Annotated in this window: 20 protein-coding genes; 12 read left to right on the forward strand and 8 right to left on the reverse strand. The window is 71.2% G+C overall.

Annotated features, from left to right (window positions below; all coding sequences use genetic code 11):
* Positions 1-493: 493 nt before the first annotated feature.
* Complete coding sequence (locus tag ACWF7A_RS09845; protein ID WP_452250160.1) at positions 494-1042, reverse strand: RNA polymerase sigma factor; 549 nt, start codon at positions 1040-1042, stop codon at positions 494-496.
* Between the two features lie 119 nt (positions 1043-1161).
* On the opposite strand from ACWF7A_RS09845, the gene ACWF7A_RS09850 reads away from it, so the two are divergent.
* Positions 1162-1791, forward strand: coding sequence for an 8-oxoguanine DNA glycosylase OGG fold protein (locus ACWF7A_RS09850; RefSeq protein WP_452250049.1), 630 nt, complete (start codon positions 1162-1164; stop codon positions 1789-1791).
* On the opposite strand, the gene ACWF7A_RS09855 is transcribed toward ACWF7A_RS09850, so the two are convergent.
* The gene (locus ACWF7A_RS09855; protein ID WP_452250050.1) at positions 1788-2933 is read right to left on the reverse strand and encodes a helix-turn-helix domain-containing protein; all 1146 of its coding nucleotides are present in this window, start codon (positions 2931-2933) and stop codon (positions 1788-1790) included. The genes ACWF7A_RS09850 and ACWF7A_RS09855 overlap by 4 nt on opposite strands.
* A gap of 86 nt (positions 2934-3019) precedes the next feature.
* Between ACWF7A_RS09855 and ACWF7A_RS09860 the strand changes: the two genes are divergently transcribed.
* From ACWF7A_RS09860 to lgt, 4 genes are all read left to right on the forward strand, one after another.
* Positions 3020-4087, forward strand: coding sequence for a ferredoxin reductase (locus tag ACWF7A_RS09860; RefSeq protein WP_452250051.1), 1068 nt, complete (start codon positions 3020-3022; stop codon positions 4085-4087).
* A gap of 72 nt (positions 4088-4159) precedes the next feature.
* Positions 4160-5281, forward strand: coding sequence for a fatty acid desaturase family protein (locus tag ACWF7A_RS09865; RefSeq protein WP_452250052.1), 1122 nt, complete (start codon positions 4160-4162; stop codon positions 5279-5281).
* A gap of 123 nt (positions 5282-5404) precedes the next feature.
* Positions 5405-7189 carry a CocE/NonD family hydrolase gene (locus tag ACWF7A_RS09870; RefSeq protein ID WP_452250053.1) on the forward strand — a complete coding sequence of 595 codons (1785 nt, stop codon included), beginning with the start codon at positions 5405-5407 and terminating at the stop codon, positions 7187-7189.
* A gap of 102 nt (positions 7190-7291) precedes the next feature.
* Complete coding sequence (gene lgt / locus ACWF7A_RS09875) at positions 7292-8206, forward strand: prolipoprotein diacylglyceryl transferase (RefSeq protein ID WP_452250054.1); 915 nt, start codon at positions 7292-7294, stop codon at positions 8204-8206.
* On the opposite strand, the gene ACWF7A_RS09880 is transcribed toward lgt, so the two are convergent.
* Positions 8127-11720, reverse strand: a complete 3594-nt coding sequence (locus tag ACWF7A_RS09880) for a discoidin domain-containing protein (protein WP_452250055.1) — start codon at positions 11718-11720, stop codon at positions 8127-8129. The two genes, lgt and ACWF7A_RS09880, sit on opposite strands and share 80 nt — an antisense overlap.
* A gap of 273 nt (positions 11721-11993) precedes the next feature.
* Here ACWF7A_RS09880 and ACWF7A_RS09885 point away from each other — a divergent pair, with 273 nt between their 5' ends.
* Positions 11994-12695 (forward strand): class I SAM-dependent methyltransferase, encoded by a 702-nt coding sequence (locus ACWF7A_RS09885; protein ID WP_452250056.1) that lies wholly within the window; start codon positions 11994-11996, stop codon positions 12693-12695.
* Here ACWF7A_RS09885 and ACWF7A_RS09890 read toward each other — a convergent pair.
* Together ACWF7A_RS09890 and ACWF7A_RS09895 are read right to left on the reverse strand one after the other, a co-directional pair.
* The gene (locus ACWF7A_RS09890; protein ID WP_452250057.1) at positions 12683-13189 is read right to left on the reverse strand and encodes a YceI family protein; all 507 of its coding nucleotides are present in this window, start codon (positions 13187-13189) and stop codon (positions 12683-12685) included. The genes ACWF7A_RS09885 and ACWF7A_RS09890 overlap by 13 nt on opposite strands.
* Entirely contained in the window at positions 13186-13506 is a 321-nt protein-coding gene (locus ACWF7A_RS09895; protein ID WP_452250058.1) for a hypothetical protein, read from the reverse strand. Before ACWF7A_RS09895 ends, ACWF7A_RS09890 begins: the two co-directional genes overlap by 4 nt.
* Positions 13507-13615: 109 nt before the next feature.
* Between ACWF7A_RS09895 and ACWF7A_RS09900 the strand changes: the two genes are divergently transcribed.
* The gene (locus ACWF7A_RS09900; protein WP_452250059.1) at positions 13616-16312 is read left to right on the forward strand and encodes an ATP-binding protein; all 2697 of its coding nucleotides are present in this window, start codon (positions 13616-13618) and stop codon (positions 16310-16312) included.
* Here ACWF7A_RS09900 and ACWF7A_RS09905 read toward each other — a convergent pair.
* On the reverse strand, positions 16296-16952 hold the full coding sequence (locus ACWF7A_RS09905; RefSeq protein ID WP_452250060.1) for a response regulator: 657 nt from the start codon (positions 16950-16952) through the stop codon (positions 16296-16298). The two genes, ACWF7A_RS09900 and ACWF7A_RS09905, sit on opposite strands and share 17 nt — an antisense overlap.
* Positions 16949-17734, reverse strand: coding sequence for a sensor histidine kinase (locus tag ACWF7A_RS09910; RefSeq protein ID WP_452250061.1), 786 nt, complete (start codon positions 17732-17734; stop codon positions 16949-16951). The genes ACWF7A_RS09905 and ACWF7A_RS09910 overlap by 4 nt, the downstream gene beginning before the upstream one ends.
* 137 nt (positions 17735-17871) lie before the next feature.
* Here ACWF7A_RS09910 and ACWF7A_RS09915 point away from each other — a divergent pair, with 137 nt between their 5' ends.
* From ACWF7A_RS09915 to ACWF7A_RS09925, 3 genes are read left to right on the forward strand one after another with little or no spacing between them, the layout of a single operon-like run.
* Positions 17872-18564 (forward strand): ABC transporter ATP-binding protein, encoded by a 693-nt coding sequence (locus ACWF7A_RS09915; protein WP_452250062.1) that lies wholly within the window; start codon positions 17872-17874, stop codon positions 18562-18564.
* A complete protein-coding gene (locus tag ACWF7A_RS09920; RefSeq protein WP_452250063.1) occupies positions 18561-20852 on the forward strand; it encodes an FtsX-like permease family protein in 2292 nt (763 codons plus the stop codon). Before ACWF7A_RS09915 ends, ACWF7A_RS09920 begins: the two co-directional genes overlap by 4 nt.
* A 10-nt stretch (positions 20853-20862) precedes the next feature.
* Positions 20863-23043, forward strand: coding sequence for a penicillin acylase family protein (locus ACWF7A_RS09925; protein WP_452250064.1), 2181 nt, complete (start codon positions 20863-20865; stop codon positions 23041-23043).
* Here the strand turns inward: ACWF7A_RS09925 and ACWF7A_RS09930 are convergent.
* Positions 23040-23861, reverse strand: coding sequence for a crotonase/enoyl-CoA hydratase family protein (locus tag ACWF7A_RS09930; protein ID WP_452250161.1), 822 nt, complete (start codon positions 23859-23861; stop codon positions 23040-23042). The two genes, ACWF7A_RS09925 and ACWF7A_RS09930, sit on opposite strands and share 4 nt — an antisense overlap.
* 44 nt (positions 23862-23905) lie before the next feature.
* On the opposite strand from ACWF7A_RS09930, the gene ACWF7A_RS09935 reads away from it, so the two are divergent.
* Together ACWF7A_RS09935 and ACWF7A_RS09940 are read left to right on the forward strand one after the other, a co-directional pair.
* Positions 23906-24505, forward strand: coding sequence for a sulfite oxidase-like oxidoreductase (locus tag ACWF7A_RS09935; RefSeq protein WP_452250065.1), 600 nt, complete (start codon positions 23906-23908; stop codon positions 24503-24505).
* A complete protein-coding gene (locus ACWF7A_RS09940; RefSeq protein ID WP_452250066.1) occupies positions 24475-25212 on the forward strand; it encodes a ferredoxin reductase in 738 nt (245 codons plus the stop codon). The genes ACWF7A_RS09935 and ACWF7A_RS09940 overlap by 31 nt, the downstream gene beginning before the upstream one ends.
* Positions 25213-25215 lie beyond the last annotated feature (3 nt).

The following is a 25215-nucleotide window of genomic DNA, read 5'->3' on the forward strand; positions in this document are numbered from 1 at the left end:
CCTGGGTGGGGCGTGGTTGTGGTGCTCTCGGCGGGGCCTGGTCGGTGGGTCGTGGCCAGGTCTGGTGTCTCGCGCGTTGTGGCGCGGTCTTCGCCGAGGTTTGGTGGGCGAACTGTGGCGAGGTCTGGTGCCTCACGCGTCGTGGCGCGGTCTGCGCGCGGGTTTGGTGGGTGGACCGTGGTCAGGTCTGGTGTCTCACGCGCCGTGGCGCGCTCCCCGTGCGGGTTTGGTGGGGGGACCGTGGGTAGGTCTGGTGTCTCGCGCGTTGTGGCGCGCTCCCCGTGCGGGATCGGTCGGTGAACCGTGACCAGGTCTGGCGCCTCACGCGCTGTGGCGCCGTCCCCGCGCGGGCTTGGCCGGTGAACCGTCGCCAGACTTCGTGCCTCACGCGCGGTGGCGCCGCCCTCGCGCGGGACCGGCGGACGAGTCGTTGCCAGGCCTTGCGCGTCGTGGACCGCGACCCCGCGCCCGTGCGGACCTGGTCGGTGTGCCGTCATGCCAGCGCCTCCCTCATCGCGATCCGAGCCCGCCGGGCGCGGGTCTTGACGGTCCCCTCGGGCACCCCGAGCAGCACCGACGTCTCCCGCACCGACAACCCGTCCAGCACCATCGCCTGCAACACCTGCCGCAGCTCCGGCGCCAACCGCCGCAACGCGTCCCCCACCTCGTCCCCGACCACCCCGTCGAGCACCTCCTCGTCGGCCCCGCCGGCCACCGGGGGCGCGGCGGCGACAGGAGGTGCGGCGTGGTGCGCCCGGCGGCGGAACGCGTCGATCAGCCGCCGGGCCGCGATGGTCCACAACCAGCCGACCGCGCTGCCGCCAGCGGCCGCTCCGGCGAAGGCGTCGGCCGCTCGCCACACCGCGAGGTAGGTCTCCTGGAGCACTTCGGCGACGATCTGCTCGTCCGAACAACGCCTGCGCAACCGCACGGCCAGCCACGGTGACGTGCGGCGGTACAGCTCCTCGAACGCGCGCCGATCGCCCCGTGCGACTCGGCGCACGAGCTGTTCCTCGTCCAGGTCGGCCGGCTCAGCCCGGATGGCTCTCACACTCCGCAAGACGTCGAGATCGCGCGTCAGGTTCTCGCGCCGCTGTGTCGTGCGTCACGGCGCCGCGCCGGGTAACGGCCGCGGACGTGTCGCGATGCAGCGGTATGCCGATGACGGACCTCTCGACGCTCACCCTCCCGGCGTGGGAGACGCCCGACCAGTGCCCGGTCGAGATCAACCCAGGATGGTGGCACGACGAGATCAGCCGGCGTGGCCTGCCCGGCACGCCGCCGTCCGAACGGCTGCTGACCAGGGACGACGTCCGGGGAGCGGGCGACGTGTTCACCCTGCTCTGGTGGAGCCTGGCCTGGGGAGCGGGCCTCCGCCTGCGGTTGAACGCGCGGAGGCTCGACAGCATCGCCCGCGACCTACCGCGCTGCGAGGAACTGCTGACCAAGGCCGCGGACCTGTCCCGGCACGACCCGTTCGCCGCGTACTCGCTGCTCAGGCCCGGTCACAGCAACGCGATCCGGTATCTGGGCCCGGCGTTCTTCACCAAGTTCCTGTACTTCGCCGGCAGGGGAGCGCCAGGCCATCCGTGTCTGATCCTCGACAGCCGGGTGGCGACCGTGCTGCGCGAGCGATGCGGGTGGGACTCTCTGCATCGCACGGGCCCCTGGCCTGCGGAAACGTACGAACGCTACTGCGGACTCCTGGCGAGATGGGCCCAGGAGTCCGGACGCGCCGCCGACACCATCGAGTTCATGCTCTTCTATAGCTTCAGCGTTGACAGAAACTAGTCCGAACTAGCTGGTAGCGCCACCGCCAGGGTCAACTCCAGAACCCGCTGCGGAGACCCCAGATCCGGGAACAGGTCACGAAGCTGCCCCATCCGGTACCGAACGGTCTGCGGATGCACGAACAACGCCGCAGCCACCTCCTCCCGCCGCCCGTGATGCAGCAACCACGCGCGCAACGTCTCCTCGAGCCGTCGGGCAGTGGTCGTGGGGAGGGCCAGCAACGGAGCGAGAGCGCGCGCACGCAAGTCGGCGTACGCGTCCGGGTCCGCGCCCAGGACCAAAGAGGGCAGGTGCTCCTCTGTGTCGCGGATGTCGGGGGAGAGGGTGCGCGCGCGTACGGCCCGTTCGTACGAGGCGGATGCACGCACCCAGGGGCGTGCGGGGCCGACGACGGCGTTACGGCCGATGAGCTGCCGCAAGAGATGGGCGCGGTCGGCCTCGGGAACCAGGAGCACGCCCGTGGAGTCCGGCAGGTCGTCCAGCACCAACGTGCCGGGGTCGAGCAGGCGGTACGCCGGGCGGGCCTGGAACGCGGGGAGCAGGACCACGGTCAGCGCGGTCGGCGGTTGCCAGGCGGCTCGCTGGGCCGAGGCCAGGAGAACCTCGGTGCTCGCGCCGGCCAGGAGGTCTCGGGCCAGTTGTTCCAGGTGGCGCTCGTGGGCCAGGCCTCGGGCGGCCAGTTCGTCGGCGTGGCCCGCGGCGGAGGCGGCGGACAGCTCATCGATGTAGGCGAAGGTCAGCTCGGCGAACTTCGCCACCTCGGCGGCGGGCAGACCTGCTGGTACGGCGCCTGCCGCCAGGCCTCGCCAGGCCACTCGGGCGCCTACTCGGTACGCGCTGAGGAGTGCGTCCATCGAGCGGCCGTCCCGCACCTCGCCCCGGCCCAGTTCGTAGGCCGCGTCGCTCGCGTCGCCACCTCCTCCTGTGCCGCTGGCCAGATCCAAGTAGTGTCCCAGCGCCGTGCGAACGGCGCGGCGGATCGTGCCACCCATGCGGCCGGATAGTGCGTTCGCGTACGACGGCACCTCGGTGATGATGGCGCGGACGACCTCGTCGGCCGTCGGCCTCAGGACCGCCCGCAGCGCGGTCACGGTCTTCTCGTCGAGGGCCAGTTCGGTGGCCCTCCTCATTGCGTGTGTCACGATTTGTTCCCTGCGAACAATCTGAAGGTTCAGATTCACGTCCTACGGACAGGACTTTACGCCCTGGGGCGCATCAAGCTGGAGTCATGACGAGTGCCGCCCTCCGCAGCAGGGCGTGGAAACTGCTAGAGCTGGTCACGACGCCGCTGCTGCCGTCCGACTACCTCGACCTGGTGAGCCCGCTTCGAGCGGGCGCTGACCTGCGCGGCCGCATCGAGGCCGTTCACCGTGAGACAGACGACGCCGCGACGATCGTGATCAAGCCCGGCAAGGGCTGGCGCGGTCACGTCGCGGGCCAGTACATCCGGATCGGCATCGACGTCGACGGCGTGCGCCTGTGGCGTGCGTACTCGGTGACGTCGCCGACCAACCGCGCCGACGGCCGCATCACGATCACCGTGAAGGCCATCCCCGACGGCAAGGTCAGCAACCACCTGGTCCGCAGGGCGAAGCCCGGCACGATCATCCAGCTCGACCAGGCCACCGGCGAGTTCGTGCTGCCCGCCGCCCAGCCCGCGAAGGTGCTCTACCTGACGGCCGGCAGCGGCATCACGCCCGCGATGGGCATGCTGCGCGACACGAGGTTCGCCGACGTCGTGATGGTGCACTCCGCACCGCGCAAGGAAGACGTGATCTTCCGCAACGACCTGCACGACCTGGTCGCGGACAAGGCCCTCACCCTCAAAGAGCTGCACACCGACGCCGACGGCATGCTCGACGTCAGCAAGCTGCACGAGCTGGTGCCCGACTGGGCCGAGCGCGAGACCTGGGCCTGTGGCCCGGCGGGCCTGCTCGACGCCGCCGAGGCGCACTGGGCCGAGCACGGTGTCGCGGAGAAGCTCCACACCGAACGGTTCCGGCCGACGGTCGTCGTCGCCGGAGAGGGCGGCGTGGTCACGTTCGGCAAGACCGGCAAGACCGTCGAGGCGGACGGTGCCACGCCGTTGCTGAACGTCGGCGAGGAGGCGGGCGTGCTGATGCCGTCCGGCTGCCGCATGGGCATCTGCTTCGGCTGCGTGACGCCGCTGAAGTCCGGCGCGGTGCGAGACCTGCGCACCGGCGAGATCACCGAGGCCGAGGACAGCCCCACCGCCCACGTGCTGGTCCAGACCTGCGTGTCCGCGGCCGCCGGGCCCTGCGAACTCGAACGCTAGCCCCACCACAGACCTCTTCTCCCCCCGCGAAGTGGCCCACCCCCAGCCACTGCTTCCCGGAAAGCGAGCCCCATGACCGCCATCGATCCCACCGCCCACCTCACCGACGAGCAGATCGAGGAGCTCGGCCGCGAGCTCGACGCGATCCGCGACGAGATCATCGCGAGCCGCGGTGAGAAGGACGCCGCGTACATCCGCAAGGTCATCTCGGTGCAGCGCAAGCTGGAGCTGACCAGCCGGGGCATCCTGCTGTTCTCGCTCTTCCCGCCGGCGTGGATCATCGGCACCGCCGGCCTGTCCGTGGCGAAGATCATGGACAACATGGAGATCGGGCACAACATCCTGCACGGCCAGTGGGACTGGATGCGCGACCCGAAGATCCACTCCACGACCTGGGAGTGGGACCACGTCTCGCCGGCCGACCAGTGGAAGCACTCGCACAACGAGCTGCACCACACGTACACCAACGTGATCGGCAAGGACAACGACCTCGGCTACGGCATCATGCGCGTGGACGAGGACCAGAAGTGGCACCCGATGTACCTGGCCCAGCCGCTCTGGAACTTCATCAACGCCTGCTTCTTCGAGTACGGCATCGCCGCGTACGACCTGGAGCTCGGCAAGAACCTGCACAAGCGCCGCCGCAACAACCCCGAGTTCCGCGCGCGGGCCAGGGCCGTGGGCCGCAAGATCCGCAAGCAGGTGCTCAAGGACTACGTGATCCACCCGCTGCTGTCGGGCCCGTCGTTCCTCACCACGCTCGCCGCGACGTTCACCGCGAACCTGGTCCGCAACCTCTGGTCGCACTCGGTGATCATGTGCGGGCACTTCCCCGAGGGCGTGCAGACCTTCGAGCGCCGGTCGATCAAGGGCGAGACGCGCGGCCAGTGGTACCTGCGCCAGATGATGGGCTCCGCGAACATCAGCGGCAGCAAGGCCATGCACTTCATGACCGGCAACCTGTCGCACCAGATCGAGCACCACCTGTTCCCCGACCTGCCGAGCAACCGGTACGCCGAGGTCGCGGTGAAGGTGCGCGCGCTGTTCGAGAAGTACGAGCTGGACTACGTGACCGGCCCGCTGCCCAAGCAGGTCTTCTCGGCGTGGCACAAGGTGTTCCGCCTGTCGCTGCCGAACAAGAAGCCGAAGGCCAAGAAGACCTCGGACCGGGACAAGGAACTGGTCGCCGCCTGAGACAGGTAATGGTTTAGATCTTTCGGCCGTACCGGCGACACCGCCGGAACCGGTGAGATTCCTTCGTGGGGCCCGAAACGCTGTACCCCTGCTGCTCGATCGGGCCCTCCGACGGAGGAACCTATGCGAAGGGTCTACCTCGTCACGGCCACCCTGCTCATGGCCGCGACGATCTACACGCCTGCCTCGAACGCGGCTCCGGCCGCCGTGGCGGCGATCACCGAGACCGTCTACGTCGAGTCCACGATCGACAGTGACTCGGACGGCAGGCTCGACCGGATCGCCGCCGACGTCATGCGGCCCGACACCACCGAGCGCGTGCCGATCGTGATGGAGGCCAGCCCCTACTACGGGCTGGGTGCGGCGGCCGCGTCGTCCACGACCGTGCCCCGCGGCTTCGGCCGTTGGTACGACGAGTACTTCGTGCCGCGCGGGTACGCCGTCGTCGAGATGGAGATGCAAGGCACCTCCCGCTCGACCGGCTGCCCGACGACGGGCGGTCCCGAGGACACCGCGAGCGTGCGCGCGGTCGTGGACTGGCTCAACGGCCGTGCCAAGGCGTTCTACGCGGACGGCCGTGCGGCGGTCGCGAGCTGGAGCACCGGCAACGTCGGCATGCTCGGCGTCTCCTACAACGGCACGCTGCCCAACGCGGCGGCCGCGGCGAACATCCCCGGCGTGAAGACGATCGTCCCGATCGCGGCGATCTCCAGCTGGTACGAGTACGCCCGTGACCAGGGCATCGGCTACAAGGGCTGGGAGTCCAACTACCCGACCTACCTCGCCAACTACGTCGTGAGCGCGGCGCAGAAGGCGAAGTGCAAGCCGGTGTTCGACAAGCTGACCGCGGACGACGGTGACGAGTCCTGGGACTACACGTCGTTCTGGAAGGTCCGCGACTACCGGCCGGGCGCGAAGAACACGAGCGCGTCGGTGTTCGTCGTGCACGGTCAGGCGGACTGGAACGTCAAGCCTTCGCAGTTCGGCCGCTGGTGGAAGGAACTCGCGGACAACGGCGTGCCGCGCAAGATCTGGCTGCACCGCGGCGGCCACCTCGACCCGATCTCGTTCCGCCAGGCCGAGTGGCAGCGCGTCATGGGCCTGTGGATGGACCACTGGCTCAAGGGCGCCGACAACGGGATCATGGACGAGCCGATGGCCGACGTGCAGAAGCCGGACGGCAGCTGGGAGCAGGCTGCGGCGTGGCCGAGGCCCAACACCCAGGACACGACGCTGTACTTCGGTCCCGCGGCCGGCGGCATGTCCGGTTCGCTGACCACCGCGCCGTCTCCCAGCGGCACGCACACGGTGGGCGCGAACGCGAACATCAGCGAGGCGAGCATGATGGCCAACCCGGAGACGGCGAACGCCAACCGGCTGGCCTACGTGACGGCACCGCTGACGAAGGACGCGCGGTTGTCCGGTGAGGTCAGCCTGACCGTGCGGATCGCCTCGAACCGGGCGTCGACGCCGCTCACGGCGTTGCTGGTGGACTACGGCCCGAGCACGCAGGCCGTGCTGTCGGAACGCAGCCCGCTGCAGCTGTCCACGGAGGTCTGCGGCCGCAACGACCTGCGGGACAAGACCGGCTGCGCGCGCCCGCCGGACGTGTCGATCCAGGCGGTCACGGCGACGATGCTGACCAAGGGTGCCGTCGACGCCAAGAACAGGCTGTCGCTGGAGTCCGCGACCCCGTTGCCCACCAACGGGACCACCGCGGACGTCACCTGGAAGCTGCACGCCAGGGACGCGCTGATCCCGGCCGGGCACCGGATCGGCATCGTGCTCGTCACGAACCACAGCGCCTACCTCGCCACGGACACCGCGGCGAGCGGCACCTCCCTGAAGGTCTCGCTGGGCGTCAGCAAGGTGGTGCTGCCGATCGTCGGCGGTGCGCTGAACAAGTAACGCCGAACAAGTAACGCCGAACAAGTAACGCCGAACAAGCAACGACGGCCGGGGCCTGCGGACTTCACAGTGCGCAGGCCCCGGCGTCGTTAGGGTGGCGCGATGCTGCTGGCCGCGATCCCCAGTCCGACCCAGGGCGTCTGGCACCTCGGCCCGGTGCCGATCCGCGCCTACGCCTTCTGCATCATCGCCGGCGTCCTGGTGGCCGCGTGGCTCACCGAACGCCGCTACGTCGCGCGCGGAGGCAGGCCCGGTGTCATCAACCAGATCGCGACCTGGGGCGTCCCGTTCGGCATCGTCGGCGCCCGGCTCTACCACGTGGCCACGTCGTGGCAGCCGTACTTCGGCCCCGGTGGCAGTCCGATCAAGGCCCTCTACATCTGGGAGGGCGGGATGGGTGTCTGGGGCGCGATCGCGTTCGGCGCGCTCGGAGCGTGGATCGGCGCGAGGCGCGCGGGTGTGGCGCTGCCTCCGCTCGCGGACGCCGCCGCGCCGGGAATCCTTCTGGCACAAGGCATCGGGCGCCTGGGCAACTGGTTCAACAACGAGGTCTACGGCGGCCCGACGGATCTGCCGTGGGCGCTCACGATCCACCAGTGGGACCTGGAGGCCGGACGCGCGGTGCTCGGCCCGGACGGGCAGCCGGTGGTGCTGGGGACGTTCCACCCGGCGTTCCTCTACGAGCTGCTCTGGACCTTCGCGGCGGCGGCCGTCGTGATCTGGGCGGACCGCCGCTTCCGGCTCGGGCACGGGCGCGCGTTCGGTCTGTACGTGGTGCTCTACACGCTGGGCAGGCTGTGGATCGAGGCGCTGCGGATCGACGAGGCGAACACGATCCTGGGCCTGCGCCTCAACATCTGGACTTCGGTGCTCGTGGGGCTGAGCGCCGCCGCGCTGACTCTCTGGTCGGCACGGCGGCACCCGGGCCGGGAGGACCTCAGCTCAGCTTCGGCGCCGAGTTGTACGCCTCCGCCAGCAGACGTGGCGTCCGCACGGTCCGCTGAGGATCGATCGTGACCGTCCGGCTCTCACCCGGCAGCAACCAGAAGTAGTTGTCGCTGTACAGGGTCGGCAGCACGCGGTCGGTTCCGTTGCGTTCGCGCAGGGACAGCCGGACCATCGCGGCCACCGTCTTGCCGGTGTTGCGGACGATCGCGGTGTAGCCGTTCTTGTTGGACGTCAACGTGGTCGTGAGCTGCGTGTACGCCAACTGGTTGAGGGCGTGCATCGACGCCTCGGTCCGGTAACGCCAGTAGGTGTTCTCGGACAGCTGCTTGCCCTGGGCGTCGGTCAGTGTGAGGCGCAGCAGGTGGAACGCGGGCAGCGCGGCGTCGAACGGCACGGTGAACAGGTGGCTGGCCGAGGTCGCGGCGACGTCGAGCTTCTGCTCCTGCGCTTTGCCGATCGCCTTGCCGTCCAGGCCGTGCAGCTGCGCCTTGACCGTCACGCCGGTGAGCGCGGACGCCGTGTGGTTGATGGCCGAGACCTGCCAGGTGGTCAGGTTCGCCTGCACGTGCCGTTGCTCGCAGCCCTTGCGGGAGCCGTAGTAGCTGCCGTTGACGTCCATGTCGTAGTCGTAGGTCTGCCACACCGTGCTGTGCCACGCCGGGTGCGACATCCACAGCAGCACGCCGGTCGCGTCGTTCCACAGCCTGGCGTTCCACGCCTCGAAGATCGCGCGCATGCTCTCGTAGTTGACGAACTGCGCCTTGCGGCAGAACTCCTCCATGCTGCTCGACGGCGCGAGGCGCGCGTCGATCGCGGCTTGGTAGCCCTTGGGCTGCTGGTTGCTGTTCTCCGACCAGTCGTGCATGTACCAGGCGTCACCGATGGGCCAGCCCGAGTTGCCCTGTCCCACGAGGTTGCGCATGCTCTCGACCACGGACACGGTCGGCAGGCCGATCTCGCTCCAGAACCCGAACCTGCCACCGGTGGCCTCGCCGGTGCCGTACGTGCGCGGGTCGACCCACCGGTACGTGCCGTCGCCGGTGATCACGCCGGCCGCGGAGTTCGGCTGGTACATCAGGTCGGTGTTGGTGTGCACGATCTCCCGCAGCACCTTGTCCACCGCGTACGGCGGGCTGCCCTCGTTGCAGCCGAACCACACCACGCAGCACGCGTGCGAGCGGTAGCGCAGCACGGTGTCCTTGGCCTGAGCGAAGAACTGCTCGTGGTTCGCGGGGTCGGCGGACCAGCCGAGCCAGAACTCGTTCCACAGCAGGATGCCGTACTTGTCGCACGCCTCGAACAGCTCCTCGCGGTACGACGAGCCGACCCAGTTGCGGATCACGGTGAAGTTCATGTCCTTGTGCAGCGCGACGGCGGCGTCCGCGCGGGAGCCGGGCATGCGGCGCAGCAGCTCGTCCCAGCCCCAGCTGCCGCCGCGGGCGAAGATCTTGACGCCGTTGACGTGGATGACCAGCGGCTTGGGGGAGTTGTCCTTCGACGCGACGTCGGTCCAGGTCTGCCCGTCCTGCGAGACCTGGATCTTGTAGGTGGCCGCGTAGGCGGTCTCCCAGCGCAGGACCACGCGGTCGAACGCCGTCGCGGCGCCGAGGTCGACCTGCACGTACTCGTTGTCGCGGTACTCCGAGCTCCACCGCGACCTGGGGTCGCCGTCGACGACCGCGTTCGGCGAGGTGCCGTCGGAGTTCGAGGACGAGCTCGCGGTCTTGCCCAGCGCCAGGTCCGTGCCGGGTGACCCGCTGTCCACGACGGACAGCGTGTAGAGCGAGAAACCCCAGCTGGTGGCGCGCTTCCCGCCCTGCATCCGGACGTAGCGGGCCTGCTGGGCGCCGACGTCGACGGTCTGCTCGGCGAACCCGTCGACGATCGTGATCGGCAGGTCGTAGGAGTAGGTCACCTGCCGGATGCCGAACTTGAGCTTCTTGCGGTCGCTGACGGCGTTGCCGACGGAGGCCGTCAGCGTCAGGTCGTGCAGCGTCGGCTCGCCGTACCCGTTGGGCCACCACAGCTTCGGGTTCCTGATGCGCATCTGGGAGTGCGTGGCGGGCTTGAACACCGCGCCGGCCTCGGAGTTCGCGGGCACGGTGACGGTGCTGGTGACCTTCACGCCGTCGAACTCGGCTGTGACGGTCACGGTCTTCGCACTGGACTCGACGTTGCGGACCGGGACGGTGAACGTGACCTCGGCGGTCGTGGCGTCGGGCAGCACGGTGTCGATGCGCGGGTCGCCGACGACCACGGCACCGGTCGAGCGCAGGCGGACGTGGTTCCAGATGCCCGAGGCGCGGTCGCGGACGGCGGGCATCCAGTCCCAGCCCGACACCGCGAGGTAGGTGGGGGAGTTCTTGAACATCGTGCTGTTCGCGCCGACCCACGCCTCACCGCGCGGCCCCTTGTCGCCAGGGCTGCCGGGGAACGGCATCGGCGCGATCTTGACCGCGAGGTTCTGGTCACCGCTCCTGCGCAGCGCCGGCGTGATGTCCAGCGCGGCGCGGCCGAACGGGTTGCTGACGGAGCCGATCCTGGCTCCGTTGAGCCAGAACTCGGCGTCGTGGTTGATGCCGTCGAACTCCAGCCACACGTGCCGGCCCGCGCCCGTGTCGAGCCCGCGCGGCACGCCGAACGTGCGCCGGTACCACCACACGTGCCGCGACAGCGCTTCCGGGATCTCGAGGTTGTTCATCCCGTACACCGGGTCCGGCAGGTGCCCCTGCTCTACCAGCGACGCGAGCACCGTGCCGGGCACGGTCGCCGGCACCCAGCCCCGCGTGTCGACGTCCGGCCCGGACAGCGCGGCACCGTCCTTGACGGGGGAGAAGTCCTGCATCGTCAGGACCCAGCCCGACTCGAGCGGCACGGAACCGTCGGCGGCCACGGTCAGCGCGGGGCTCTCGTGGTTCTGCACCGGCCAGTTGGTCCAGCCCTTCACCGCGGGCCGGTTGTCCCTGCTGGTGCCGTAGACCTGGAGACCGTTGAGCCCCAACGGGTTCGACGTGGACCGGCGCGAGGCGGAGAACCGGACCCAGCGCGCCTTCACCGCGGGCGTGAACGGCACCGTGATCACACCGCCGGCACCGGACTCGGTGGCGTGCACCGTCCGCCAGACCTTGCCGTCGTCGGACACGTCGAGGTCGAAGACCGTCGCGTAGCTCGACTGGATCTCGGTGCCGAGGGTGTCGGCGCGCGACCCGTCGGCGTCGAACGCCGGGTCGCCCGGCCTGGCCTCGAACGTGAGCACGACGGAACTGACCTCGCACCGGCCCTGCAGGTCGACGATCATCCACTGCCCGTCGCCCTGCCCGGCCCGCCAGCCGGACCCCTGCACGCCGACCTGTGCGAGACCGTCCACGGCGAACTTCGCCGGCGTCGCCGCGTAGTCCGTGGAGGACACGGCGACCGGACGGAACAGGGCGAGGTCCACGGCCTTCTGCTGGGCCGCTGCCTGCTCCGGTGCCGCCGCCGCGCTCCCCTGGAGCAGGCTGCTCACGCCGAAGCCGGCGAGCAGACCGCCGCCCAGGGTGAGTGCCCGTCTCCGCGAGACGCCGCTGCCGAAGTCCTGCTCCATCGCGAGCTCCGATCACCTGTCCTGACAACGTTGCCAGGAAGCTTCGGTCGCGGTGGCCTGCTGGTCAACAAGACAAACGAGACAGGAATTCGCGGGGAAGACATCGATGTCATGGCTTCGGGATCGAGTCATGTGGCTCTGCCAGGCAGAACGGTACTTCGCTTCGGGCGTCCCGGTCGCGCCCGTGTAAAAGACCGGTCCAACGAGTGGGCCGGTCTCTCACGGTTCCTTGGGGTCACTTCGGTGACCGGGGCGGTCGGGCAAGATCGATTCATGAGCGACTACGACCTCGTGGCCGAGGCATACGCCGCTGACAACGAGAGCAGCTACGCCAACGCCTACTACGAACGTCCGGCGACCCTGGCGCTCGCGGGCGACGTGGCCGGTCGGCGGATCCTCGACGCGGGGTGCGGTGCGGGTCCGTTGTTCGCGGCGCTCAGGGATCGGGGCGCCGTCGTCAGCGGGGTCGACGTGAGCGCCGGGATGCTGGCGCAGGCGCGGTTGCGGCTCGGGGCCGGGGCGGACCTGCGGGTCGCCGACCTGGCCGGCCCGCTGCCGTTCCCCGACGCCGAGTTCGACGACGTCGTCGCGTCCCTGGTGCTGCACTACCTGCGGGACTGGGGTCCGGCCCTCGCCGAGGTGCGGCGCGTGCTGCGGACGGGCGGGAGGCTGATCGTGTCGGTCAACCACCCCGCCGCCGCCTTGCGCGACGAGCTCCGGGCCGGCCGCCGGGCCGACTACTTCTCGACCTCGCCCGGCCTCGCGCGCTGGCCGGTCGGGGACCGGATGGTCGAGGTGACCTTCTGGAACCGGCCGCTGCACGCCATGACCGACGCGTTCGTGGCGGCCGGGTTCCGGATCTCCTCGATCAGCGAGCCGCAGCCGTTGCCGGAGGCCCGCGACCTGTTCCCCGAGCAGTTCGCCCACTACGAGGGCGCCCCCAACTTCCTGTTCTTCGTCCTTCAGGCCGAGTGAGCGACCACCGCGGTCACGGTGATGTCGACGTACCGTCCGATCAGGAACCCCGGCGCGCGGATGCCCAGCGTCCGGCGGTCGAGCCGGGCGGTCGCGGTCATGACCACCTGTCCGTCCCGCGAGGACAGTGCGACGGTGCCGTCGAGCACGGTCTCGGTGCCGCGGGCGGCCAGCGCCCCGGTGACGTGCCACCCGCCGCCGACGGTCCGCACCGATGTCGAGGTGAACGTCATCGTGGGGTACCGGTCGAGGTCGAGCAGGCCGGGTTTGCGCAGGTCCAGATCGCGCTTGGCGTTGCCGGTGCTGATGGCGCCGAGGTCGAGGACGCCGTGCACGGACAGCAACGCGCCGTCCGTCCCGACCTCGACGGTGCCCGCGGTGACCGGCACGGTGCCGTGGGTCTTGCGCCCCAGGTTGCCGACCTGGAACGACGCGGTGCTGCGGCGGACGTCTGCGTGCCAGACGCCGGCGGCGAGTGCTCGGGTGGCGGTCATGACCGGACCCCGTCGTACTCGACGACCTTCAGGACCGGGTAGATCTCGACGCGGTCCGCGCCCCGCAGGAGCGCCGGGTCCTCGCCGGGGAGGAGCGTGGTGCTCATGATCGCCTTCTGCGTGTCGATCAGCACCTGCTCGGACTCGGCGATCGTCAGCACGACCTCGGAGCCGTCCTCGCGGCGCAGCACGTAGGTCCTGATGTTGCCCGGCACCGCCATGGCCGCGGGTGCGATCCGCTCGACGGCCGCGAAGTCCGCGGCGGCCAGCTGTTCGGGGCCACGGGGTCCGTCGAAGTAGGTGAGCTGCGCGTACATGGTCGCCTCCTTTGTTGGTGCACCGAGTCTCTGCTCGCGGGACGCGACGCGGATCCGTGCCAGCACGGAGTCCGGTACTGAACCGCCACCGGTCGGCGATACTCGCGGTGTGGAGGAGCACCCGATCTTCGGCCGCGACCGCGAACTGGCCTCGCTGAGGGCGAGCCTCGTCGCGGCAGGGGGCGGTGCCGGTCGGCTCGTGCTGGTCGGGGGCGAGGCGGGCATCGGCAAGACGCGGCTGGCCTCCGCCGTCGCCGAGATGGCCGGGACGTACGGCGTCCCGGTCGCGCGCGGCCACGCCGTCGACGATCCCGGGATGCCCCCGCTGTGGCCGTGGCGGCGCCTGGCCCGGTCGTTGCCCGCGTTGCACCGCGTGCTCTCGGTGGCACACGACCCCGACGACTCGGCGCGGTTCGCCCTGTTCGCCGACGCCGCGGACGCGCTGGTGGCGGAAGCCGCGCCCAGCGGGCTGCTGCTCGTGCTGGAAGACCTGCACTGGGCCGACCGCACGTCGTTGCGGCTGCTGACCCACCTCGCCACCGAGCTGCCCGGCGCCCGGATCCTGGTCGTCGCCACCTACCGCGAGGCCGAGCTGTCCGATCTGATGCGCGCCCCGGCCACCCGCACCCTGCGCCTCAGCGGCCTGACCAGCGGTGACGTGGCCGGGTGGGTGCGTACGGCGACGACGGCCGCGGACCCGGAGGCGCTGGCGACCCGGCTGGTGGACGGCACCGGCGGCAACCCGCTGTACGTGCGGATGCTGCTCGACAGCGGTGAGGTGGCGGGGCAGCCGGAGCTGCACAGACTGGTGCTGTCGCGGCTGGAACGGCTGAGCCCGCACGCCCGTGAGGTGCTCGGCGTGGCCAGCGTCCTGGGGGAGCGGATCGACCCCGCTCTGCTCGCCGCCGTCACCGGGGCCGACCCCGCGACCACGCTCGACGACGCCGTCGCCGCCAGGGTGCTGCAGACCGACGACGGCTCGCTGGCGTTCACGCACGCCCTCGTCCGGGACGCGGTCTACGAGGACCTGGCGCCATCGGTCCGCGCGGACCTGCACCGGCGTTGCGCGCTGGCCCTCGCTCACAGCGGTGGTGCGCCGGGACAGGTGGCGGCGCAGTGGCGACGCGCGGCCGGGACGGACGCCGCCGCGGAGTGCACCCGGTGGGCGACCGAGGCCGCGCGGGCCGCCACAGCGGAACTCGCCTACGACGAGGCGGTCCGGTTCGCGGAGCTCGCGCTCGCGTCGTCCGGGGAGAAGACCGCGGAGCTCACCCTCGACCTCGCCCGCGCCGAGTTCCTCGCGGGTGACACCGACTCCAGCCTCGGCCACTGCCGCGACGCCGCCCGCCTCGCCCAGCGGTCCGGGACCCCCGAGCTGCTCGCCCAGGCCGCCCTCGTCATCACCGGCCTGGGCGACCGCGCCCTGCTCTCCGCCGTCGACCAGCTCTGTGCGACCGCCCTGCGACACCTCCCGCAGGACGCGACCGCGACGAGGTCCCGGCTCCTGGCCCGCCGGGCGATGGCGGCCACCACGACCGGCGAAGGCGGGCGGGCGCGCGAGTTGTCCGCGACGGCGTTGGAACTCGCCGTGCGCAGCGGCGACCCGGACGCGGAGCTGGACGGCATCCACGCCCGCCACCTCGCGTTGTGCGCGCCGCAGTTCCGCACCGAACGGGTCGCGCTGGCGAACCGTGCCGTCGAACTCGCCGCGACCGCACGGCAGCCGCACGCCGAGCTGTGGGGGCACGTCTGGCTCGTCGACGCGGCGATCCAGGCCGGCGACCTGGCCGAGATGGACCGTCAGCTCGACCTGGTCGAGCAGTTCGCGACGGCACGGCAGCACGGCGTGGCCTGGTGGCACCTGCACCGCCTGCGCGCCACGCGGGCGTCGTTGACCGGGCAGCTCGCGAAGGCGCGGGAGTGCAACGAGACCGCTCGTGCCGTGGCCGAACGGATGGGTGCCACGGCGACCAAGGGCATGTACTACGCGTTCCAGCACGGACTGGCACAGCTCGAGGGCGGCATCGCCGAGGCGGCGGCGCGAGAGGCGTTCGAGGTCATCGAACGGGTCGGGGACATCCCGCTGGCCCGCGTGTACGTGCCGTTCCTGCACGCGATGCTCGGCGAGACCGACCAGGCACGCGCCACGTTCGAGGAGTTCCGCGCGATGCCCGCGACGCTGGAGGTCGGCCCGACCTGGGCGCCTCTGGTCGGGCAGATCGGTGTGGTCGCCTGCATGCTCGGCGACGCCGAGACGGCGGAGAGCGTATACGACGTTCTGTCCACTTTGGAGCCCCACTTCGCCGCGGACGGGTCCGGCGCGGTGTTCTCCACCGCCGCCACCCCGCACCAGCTCGGCGACCTCGCCATGACCTGCGGCCGCACGGAGGTCGCGGCGGAGCACTACCGGCTCGCCCTGGAGATGAACGCCAGCATCGGCGCCCGGCCGTTCGCCGCGCTGAGCCGTCTCGGACTCGCCCGTGCCCTGACCGACCACACCGCGGCCCGGACGCTCGCGACCGAGGCGGCGGCCGAGTTCCGCGCGCTGGACATGCCGATCCGGCTGGCGGAGGCGGACCGGTTCCTCAGGCGGCTCCAGGCGGAGGAACGGGCGCTGGATCCGTTGTCACCGCGCGAGTCCGAGGTCGTGGACCTGGTCGCGCAGGCCCTCACCAACCGCCAGATCGCGACCCGCCTGCACCTGAGCGAACGCACCGTCGAGACCCACGTCCGCAGCGTCCTCGCGAAGCTCGGGCTGCGCAGCAGGACCGAGATCACCGCGTGGGAGCTCACCCGCCGGGCGTGACCAGCCCCGTCTCGTAGGCGAGGACGACGGCCTGCGCGCGGTCCCGCAGCTCCAGCTTGGCGAAGATCCGCGCCACGTGCGTCTTCACCGTCGCCTCGCTCAGCGTGAGGTGGCCCGCGATCTCGGAGTTCGACCGCCCGCTCCCGACCAGCGTGAGCACCTCGCGTTCCCGTGGTGTCAACGTGGCCAGATCGCGGTGCACGGCGGGAGCGGAGACGCCGGACGCGAACCGTTCCACCAGCCGGCGGGTGATCGACGGCGCGAGCAGCGCGTCCCCGGTCTCGATCAGCCGCACGGCTGCGACGAGGTGTTCCGGCGTCACGTCCTTGAGCAGGAACCCGCTCGCCCCCGCCGCGAGCGCCTCGTAGACGTAGCGGTCGAGGTCGAACGTCGTCAGCATCAGCACCCGGCACCCGCCCGGCTCGCGCATGATCCGACGGCACGCCTCCAGTCCGTCCATCCCCGGCATGCGGATGTCCATCAGCACGACGTCCGGCCGCAGGTCCCGCACCGCCGCCACGGCCTCGGCGCCGTCCGCCGCCTCGCCGACGACCTCGACGCCGCCGGTGCCCAGGATCATCCGGAACCCGATGCGCACGAACGCCTGGTCGTCCGCGATCACCACCCGCGGCGCGCTCACGGCCGCTCGACCGGGATCTTCGCCCGGACGCGGAACCCGCCGCCGAGCCGCCGCCGGGCGTCCAGATCGCCACCCAGCGCCGCCACCCGTTCTCGCAACCCGAGCAACCCCCGTCCCTGTCCGTCCTCAAAGGACACCCGGTCGCCGGTCAGCGTGCTGGGCCCGGAGTTGAGCACCTCGACGCGCAGGTGGTGCTCCGCGTACCGCACCGTCACCTCCGCCTGCCCCCCGTCGCCGTGCTTCAACGCGTTCGTCAGCGCCTCCTGCACGATCCGGTACGCCGTGAGGTCGACCCCGGACGGCAACGGCCGCGGCTCACCGGAGATCCGCACCTCGACAGGCAGCCCGGCGAAGCACATCCGGTCGACGAGCGAGCTCAGCCGGCTCAGACCCGGTTGTGGCGCCAGCAGGTCGTCGCTGTCGGCCGACGGTGCGAGCAACCCCAGCATGTGGCGCAGCTCGGCCATCGTGTCGCGGCCCGCGCTCTCCACGGCCAGCAACGCGTCGGTCACCTCCTCGGTGCCGGTCGACAGGACCCGCCGCGCGGCTCCGGCCTGCACCACCATCACGCTCACGTTGTGGCTCACGATGTCGTGCAGCTCCCGTGCGATCCGGGCCCGTTCGGCGTCGACGGCGCCGCGTGCCGCGGACTCCCGTTCCCGTTCCAGCAGCCAGCCACGTTCCTCCATCGCACGGGTGTACGCGCGTCGAGCCGCGACCAGCCGCACCGCGAAGTACCCGGCGGCCAGGCAGGCGACGACGGCCACCACCAGCTCCCACACCCCGTCACTGTCCCAGAACGCTCCTCGTCGGCACATCAAACCCCGGATGCAGGCACTACATCCCCGGGATGACGCCGCGGGCGAGTTACCCCCGCAGGCTGACGCTCCCGCGGCCGCCGATCAGCAGGATGGCCGCCATGCAGAACGCAGACGCCGTCGTCGAGCTGACGAACGTGCGCAAGGAGTACAGCGACTCGACCGCGCTGGACGGGGTGTCGCTCACCGTCCACGCCGGGGAAGCAGTGGCGGTGATGGGACCGTCCGGCAGCGGCAAGTCCACGCTGCTCAACATGATCGCGGGCCTCGACCGCCCGTCGTCGGGTCAGGTCGTCGTGCACGGCACCGACCTGGGAGGGCTGAGCGAGACCGGGCTGGCGCTGTTCCGCCGCCGGGGCGTCGGCATGATCTTCCAGTTCTTCAACCTGCTGGACGACCTCTCGGCACTCGACAACGTCGCCCTCGCCGCCCAGCTCACCGGCACCAAGGCGGGCCAGGCACGGGCGCGGGCACTGGAGCTGTTCGGCGAGCTCGGCATCTCCAGCCGGCGCAACGTCCACCCCGCGCAGCTCAGCGGCGGCGAACGGCAGCGCGTCGCGGTGGCGCGGGCGTTGATGAACCGCCCCGCCCTGCTGCTCGCCGACGAACCGACCGGCGCCCTCGACAGCAGGTCCGGTGAGCAGGTCATGGATCTGCTGCTGGACCTCAACCAGATCGGCCAGACGCTGCTGCTCGTCACCCACGACGAACGCCTCGCCACCCGGTGCGCGACCCGGTTGATCGAGGTCGCCGACGGCCGGATCGCCCGCGAGAACAGCCTGGAGCGGGCATGACCGCGGTGTGGTCCGCGGCCTGGGCGGCGGTGCGCCGCCGCAAGCTGCAGACGATCGTGATCGGTGTCGTGGTCTGCGCGGCGAGCGCGACGCTCGTGATGGCACTGGGCCTGCTGGACGCGGCGGCCGCGCCGTTCGACCGGGCCTTCGCGACGCAGCGGGGCGCACACCTGGCCGCCGAGTTCGACCCGGAGAAGGTCGACGGGGCCGAGTTGGCCCGCGGAGTGTCGGCCGGTCCGTTCCGGCAGGCCACAGTGGACACCGCGGACGGCGACGTCTTCCTGGGCACCCTGAACATCGTCGGACGCGCCGAGCCCGGCGGCCAGGTCGACCGCCTCACGGTCTGGAAGGGGAACTGGGCCACCCGGCCCGGCGAGATCGTCCTGCACCGCACGCCGGACACCGAGGGCCGCATCGACGTGGGCTTCCGCCTCGAGCTCCCAGGACTTCCGGCGCTGACCGTCGTCGGGTTCGCCCGCTCGGTCACGGGAACCGCCGACGCCTGGGTCACGCCCTCGCAGATCGAGGCCCTGAAGCCGAACGCGGTGCAGATGCTCTACCGGCTCGACAGGGCCGGCGCGGCGGACGTCGCGGCGTTCACCGCGACCCTGCCGCAGGACGCGCTGCTCGGCACGCTCTCGCACCTCACGGTCAAGGACAGGGCGACGTCCGAGCTGGGCGTGTTCATCCCGTTCCTGCTGATCTTCGGGATCCTCGGCCTGGTCGTCGCGGTCCTGATCGTCGCCAACGTCGTGAGCGGCGCGGTCGTCGCGGGACTGCGGCACATCGGGATGCTCAAGGCCATCGGCTTCACCCCGGACCAGGTGATGGCCGTGTACCTGGTGATGGTCTCGATCCCGGCCGTCGCGGGCTGCCTGCTCGGCACGGTGGCCGGGAACCTCGTCGCCAAGCCGATCGTGCAGGACGCGGTCGAGGGCTTCGGTGTCGACGAGCTGAGCTTCGCGCCGTGGGTGAACCTCGTCGCCGCGCTGGGAATGCCGGTGCTGGTGGCGTCGGCCGCGCTCGTCCCGGCCCTGCGTGCGCGCGGACTCCCGGCGGCGCGGGCGATCAGCGCGGGCACCACCGTGCACACCGGCCGGGCGTTGCGGATCCAGAGGTGGCTGAGCGGCACCAGGTTGCCGCGCTCGGTCAGCCTCGGCCTCGGGATGCCGTTCGCCCGCGCCGGCCGCAGCGCGCTGACCCTGGCGTCGATCGTGCTGGGCGTCATGGTCGTGACGCTCGCGACCGGCCTGACCACGTCGGTCACGGCCTACAACGAGGCCGTCCGCCCCGACTACACCACACCTGGCAACTTCGAGCTGCTGGCCGGTCCTCCCGCCGGTGCTCCACCTCAGCGTCTTCCGCGGGAGGACCGTCCACAGCCGGCACTGGGCGACGCCGAAGCCGAGGCGATGCTGCGCGCACTGCCCGGGGTCGAGGCGGTGCTGGCGACCACCCGCGTCGACGCCGAGGTCGCGGGCGGCACCCAGGAGACCACGATCCACCTCCACCGCGGCGACGCGCTGTTCCGGCCTCGCGTGCTGAGAGGGCACTGGCCGGACGGGCCTGGCCAGGTCGCGGTGCCGTCGAGGTTCCTGAACCAGCGGGGGTTCGAGCTGGACGACACGATCACCGTGCAGGCCAGGGGACACCGGACCCAGATGAGGATCGTCGGGGTCGTGCTGACCAACAACGCCGACGAGATCTTCGCCGACTGGTCCACAGTGGACGTTCTCGCTCCCGGTGCCCGCGCCAGTTCCTACGTCGTGCAGACGACCGCCGAGCGTGACGCGTTCACCGCCGCGGTGGAGGCCGCCGATCCGGGACTGCACGTCCTGCCCCCGCGGGACGGCACGTCGTCCACCGCCGTGATCATCGTCAGCGCGTCGGTCGTGCTGACGCTCGTGCTGGGCGGGGTCGCGGCGCTCGGGGTGTTCAACACCGTGGTGCTCAACGCCCGCGAACGCCGCCGCGACCTCGGCATGCTCAAGTCGATCGGCATGACACCGCGCCAGGTCACCGTGTTGCTCGTGACGTCCATGGGCGGGCTGGGCGTGCTCGGCGGGGTGATCGGCGTGCCCGTGGGCATCGCCGCGCACCAGGTCGTCGTGCCGCTGATGGCGGCCGCCGGCCAGTCCGACGCCGTCGACATCCTCATGAACGTCTACCACGCGCCGTTGCTCGCACTGCTGGCTGTGAGCGGCGTGGTCATCGCCGTGCTCGGCGCCGTCGTGCCGGCCAGGGGAGCGGCGCGTCTCTCGATCGCCACCGTCCTGCACAACGAGTAGGGGGATTCTCATGCGCCGGTTGTTGGCGTTGTCGCTTGTGGTCGCTGGGGTTCTGGCCACGAGCCCACCCGCTGTCGCCTCCGGCGGCACGGTGATCAGGCGGACCTCGTACGGCATTCCGCACGTGCTCGCTCCGGACCACCGCGGCGTCGGGCAGGGCCTCGGGTACGCGTTCGCCGAGGACAACGCGTGCGTCATGGCGGAGATCGTCGTGACGCTCGCGGCGGAGCGGTCCCGCTGGTTCGGGCAGGAGGCTCTGGCCGGCGACCTGTACTACCAGCGGCTCAACCAGTCCGGAGTGGTCGAACGTGCGCTGGCGCACGGCCCGTCGAAGCAGGCACGCGACCTGGTCCGTGGTTACGTGGCCGGGTTCAACCGCTTCTTGTCCGAGCGGGGCCTGCCCGCGGCCTGTGCCCGGTACTCGCGGCCCATCACCGAGATCGACGTCTGGCGGCGCGTGCACCAGGTCGCGGGCCTGACCGGCAGCGAGGGGTTCCAGGAGCAGCTCGTCTCGGCACAGCCGCCCGGGACCGCGCTCGCCGCACCGGCACGTGCCGAGAGGGAACGTCCTGGCAGCAACGGGATCGCCTTCGGCCGTGAGGCGACGGTGAGCGGTGGCGGCATGGTGCTGGGCAACCCGCACTTCGACTGGGCCGACACGTGGCGCTTCTACCAGCAGCACCTCACGATCCCCGGCGTGCTCAACGTCAGCGGCGCGGGCCTGTACGGCTTGCCGTTCGTCGTCATCGGCCACAACGACAAGCTCGGCTGGACCCACACGGCGTCCGAGGCGCACACGATGACGTTGTCGAGGCTCACGCTCGTCCCCGGTGACCCGACCAGCTACGTCGTGGACGGCCAGACGCACCGCATGATCACCGAACAGGTCACCGTCGGCGGTACCACGCGCACCCTCTACCGCACGCCGGACGGCCCGGTGGTCGAGGACGACCGCGCGTTGCCGTGGACGGACACCAGCGCGTTCGTGCTGCGCGACGCCAACCAGGGCAACCTGCGGGTCGTCGACCAGTGGCTCGCCCTCGCCCGCGCCCGCAGCGTGCCGGACCTGCACCAGGCGCTCGTGCGGCACCAGGCCCTGCCGTGGGTCAACACGCTCGCCTCGGACGCCACCGGTACCGCCTACTACGGTGACGTCCAGGTCGTCCCGCACGTCACCGACGACCAGCGCACCCGTTGTGCCGTCGACGTTCCCATCGGCCTGGTGGTGCTCGACGGCAGCCGGTCGGACTGCGGCTGGGGCACCGACCCCGACGCCGTGACGCCGGGCAGGTTCGGCCCGGGCCGCCTGCCGACGCTGATCCGCCGCGACCACGTCAGCAACATGAACGACAGCCCGTGGCTCGCCAACCCCGCCGCCCCGCTGACCGGCTACCCGTCGATCGTCGGCGACGTCGGCACCGAACGCTCCCCGCGCACCCGCCTGGGCCTGGACATGATCGGCGCCAACGACTTCTCGCTGTCCACTCTGGAATCCGCGATGCTGGGCAACCGCAACCTCACCGCCGAGCAGGGCCGCGCCGCGGTGGTGGCGATGTGCCAGGCGAACCCGACCCTGCCCGCCTTCGACGGCGCACTCGTCGACGTCCGCGAGGCCTGCTCGGCGCTGGCGGCCTGGCCCGGCACCGGCGACACCGGAGAAGCCAGCCGGGGCGCGTACTTCTGGCGCTCGTTCATCACCCTGACGGGCCGTCCGGGCACGAAGCTGTGGCAGGTGCCGTTCGACCCGGCCGACCCCGTCCGCACGCCGCGTGGCGTCAACGCGGACGACCCCGGGGTGCGGCGGGCGTTCGCCGAGGCGGTCCGGGCGTTCGCGGCCGCCGGGGTGGCGGTGGACGTGCCGCTCGACGCCGTGCAGCAGTACGAAGGTGTTCCCGTCCACGGGTGCCGTGGTCCGGAGGGGTGCTTCAACGTGATCTCGGTGCCCGGACCGCCCCGTCCGGGCGTGGTGCCGGAGATCCCGCACGGCACCAGCTTCGTGATGGCGGTAGAGCTGACCCGGGACGGGCCGCGGATGAGCTCGCTGCTGGTCTATGGGCAGTCCGCCGACCCGGCCTCGCCGCACCACACCGACCAGGCGCGCCTGTACGCGAGGAAGCAGTGGGTGAAGGGGGAGTTCACCGAACGGGAGATCGCGCGCAACGCGGACCTGACCGTCCGGCGCCTCCGCTAGGCACCCGGCGGCGTTCCGGCTCCCGGATCTCCGCCGGCACCGAACACCCCGTGCCGTCCGGCGCCGCTCGCGAACCGAGCGGCGCCGGCCACCCCTTCCCGGGCCACGACCGGCACCCCGGCCACCCCCTCCGCCCGCAACGCCTCCGCCACCGGCAGGTCCAGCCCGCCGTAGGTCGAAGCCCGATCGGCCAGCACGCACTCGAACGGGAACCCGGCGATCTGCCCGGCCAGCTCCAGCGCCGCCTCCACCGCCCGCCCCGGCTCGACCACCCGGTTCGCCAGCCCGATCGCCAAGGCCTCGGCAGCGTCCACCGGCCTCCCGGTCAGGATCAGGTCCAACGCCCGCCCCAGCCCCACGATCCGAGGGAGCCGCACGGTTCCGCCGTCGATCAACGGCACGCCCCACCGCCGGCAGAACACCCCGAACACCGCGTCGCTCTCCACCACCCGCAGGTCGGCCAGCAGGGCGAGCTCCAGCCCACCGGCGACGGCGTACCCGCTGACCGCCGCTATCAACGGCTTGCTCAGCCGCAACCGAGTGGGCCCCATCGGCCCGGAGCCACCGCCGGCGGGATCGAGCTCGTTGCGCCGCGCCGGATCTCCCACGGCGCTGAGGTCGGCCCCGGCGCAGAACGTCCCGCCCTCACCGGCGAGCACCGCCACCCGTTGCGACGGGTCCGCCTCGAACGCCAGGAAGGCGTCGCGCAGCGCGGCGGCCATCGGGCCGTCGACCGCGTTGCGGCGGTCCGGGCGGTTCATCCGGATCAGGGTCGTCGTGCCGGTGACCTCGACGAGCACGTCCACTGTGACCTCCATGATCAGCGGTGGCGTTCTGCCCGCCACTGTCGTCTACTGACACGATGCCAATCGTCTCTCCCGGTTTCACCGGGCGACGCCAGTCACAGGACGTGCAGCTGCCGCCCGGTCAGTACCTGGCAGAGGACTTCCCGGTCCTCACGGCGGGGCCGACGCCGCGCGTGACGACCGACCGGTGGCAGTTCACGATCAACACCGAGGCCGGTCAGCGCTACGACTGGTCGTGGCAGCAGCTGATCGAGCTGCCCGCGGAGAAGATCACGACGGACATCCACTGCGTCACCAAGTGGTCGAAGCTCGGCACCCGCTGGAAGGGCGTCTCGCTGGACGTCCTGCTGGAGGACGTCGAGACGGCCGCCGACTTCGCGCTCGTCCAGTCCTACGGCGGCTACACCACGAACCTGCCGCTCGAGGACCTGATCGACGGCCAGGCGTGGATCGCGTACCGGTACGACGACGACGAGCTGACGCCCGAGCACGGCGGACCGGCGCGGCTGCTGGTGCCGCACCTGTACTTCTGGAAGTCGGCGAAGTGGGTCCGCGGGATCCAGCTGCTGCTCGAGGACGAACCCGGCTTCTGGGAGAGCGCGGGCTACCACGACTACGGAGACCCATGGCGCGAGCAGCGGTATCAGGGCGACTGACCTGGCGGGAGGCCGAACTGGCCGAAGCCACCGACATCACGAGGAGCGCGCGGAGCCTGGTGTTCGACGTGCCCGGCTGGCCCGGTCACCTGCCGGGACAGCACGTCGACGTCCGGCTCACGGCCGAGGACGGCTACTCGGTGCAGCGCAGCTACTCGATCTCCTCGGCGCCGGACGGGGAGCGGTTCGAGCTGAGCGTGCAGCGCGTCGAGGACGGTGAGGTGTCGCCGTACCTGTGCGACGTGCTCTCGCCGGGCGACCGGATCGAGCTGCGCGGACCGGTCGGCGGCTGGTTCGTGTGGCGCGCGACCGACCAGGCGCCGGTGACGCTCGTGGCGGGCGGCTCGGGCATCGCGCCGTTGATGGCGATGATCCGCACGCGGGCCGCGGAGGGCAGCAGGGTGCCGTTCCGGCTGATCTACTCGGTGCGCACGCCCGATGACGTCTACTACGCCGACGAGCTGCGGCGGCGTGCGAGGGAGGACGCCGGGCTCGACGTCCACCTCGTCCACACCCGCCAGGCACCGGAAGGCGCGCCCGAACCGAAACGGCTGGGCCTCGCGACGCTCAACACCCACGCCTGGCCGGCCGACTTCGCGCCGAACGTCTTCGTGTGCGGACCGACCGGGTTCGTCGAGACGGTGTCCGACATCTTCGTGGCGCTCGGCCACGACCCCCGCCGCGTCCGCACGGAACGCTTCGGCTGACAG

The sequence above is a fragment of the Lentzea sp. NPDC055074 genome, assembly GCF_053608005.1.

Coding starts and splice junctions, on each gene's coding strand:
- ACWF7A_RS09885 (WP_452250056.1), top strand. CDS start 11,994: ATGAGCGACTACGACCTCGTGGCCGAGGCATACGCCGCTGACAACGAG.
- ACWF7A_RS09935 (WP_452250065.1), top strand. CDS start 23,906: ATGCCAATCGTCTCTCCCGGTTTCACCGGGCGACGCCAGTCACAGGAC.
- ACWF7A_RS09925 (WP_452250064.1), top strand. CDS start 20,863: ATGCGCCGGTTGTTGGCGTTGTCGCTTGTGGTCGCTGGGGTTCTGGCC.
- lgt (WP_452250054.1), top strand. CDS start 7,292: ATGCTGCTGGCCGCGATCCCCAGTCCGACCCAGGGCGTCTGGCACCTC.
- ACWF7A_RS09915 (WP_452250062.1), top strand. CDS start 17,872: ATGCAGAACGCAGACGCCGTCGTCGAGCTGACGAACGTGCGCAAGGAG.
- ACWF7A_RS09870 (WP_452250053.1), top strand. CDS start 5,405: ATGCGAAGGGTCTACCTCGTCACGGCCACCCTGCTCATGGCCGCGACG.
- ACWF7A_RS09860 (WP_452250051.1), top strand. CDS start 3,020: ATGACGAGTGCCGCCCTCCGCAGCAGGGCGTGGAAACTGCTAGAGCTG.
- ACWF7A_RS09890 (WP_452250057.1), bottom strand. CDS start 13,189: ATGACCGCCACCCGAGCACTCGCCGCCGGCGTCTGGCACGCAGACGTC.
- ACWF7A_RS09865 (WP_452250052.1), top strand. CDS start 4,160: ATGACCGCCATCGATCCCACCGCCCACCTCACCGACGAGCAGATCGAG.
- ACWF7A_RS09880 (WP_452250055.1), bottom strand. CDS start 11,720: ATGGAGCAGGACTTCGGCAGCGGCGTCTCGCGGAGACGGGCACTCACC.
- ACWF7A_RS09930 (WP_452250161.1), bottom strand. CDS start 23,861: ATGGAGGTCACAGTGGACGTGCTCGTCGAGGTCACCGGCACGACGACC.
- ACWF7A_RS09940 (WP_452250066.1), top strand. CDS start 24,475: ATGGCGCGAGCAGCGGTATCAGGGCGACTGACCTGGCGGGAGGCCGAA.
- ACWF7A_RS09895 (WP_452250058.1), bottom strand. CDS start 13,506: ATGTACGCGCAGCTCACCTACTTCGACGGACCCCGTGGCCCCGAACAG.
- ACWF7A_RS09920 (WP_452250063.1), top strand. CDS start 18,561: ATGACCGCGGTGTGGTCCGCGGCCTGGGCGGCGGTGCGCCGCCGCAAG.
- ACWF7A_RS09850 (WP_452250049.1), top strand. CDS start 1,162: ATGACGGACCTCTCGACGCTCACCCTCCCGGCGTGGGAGACGCCCGAC.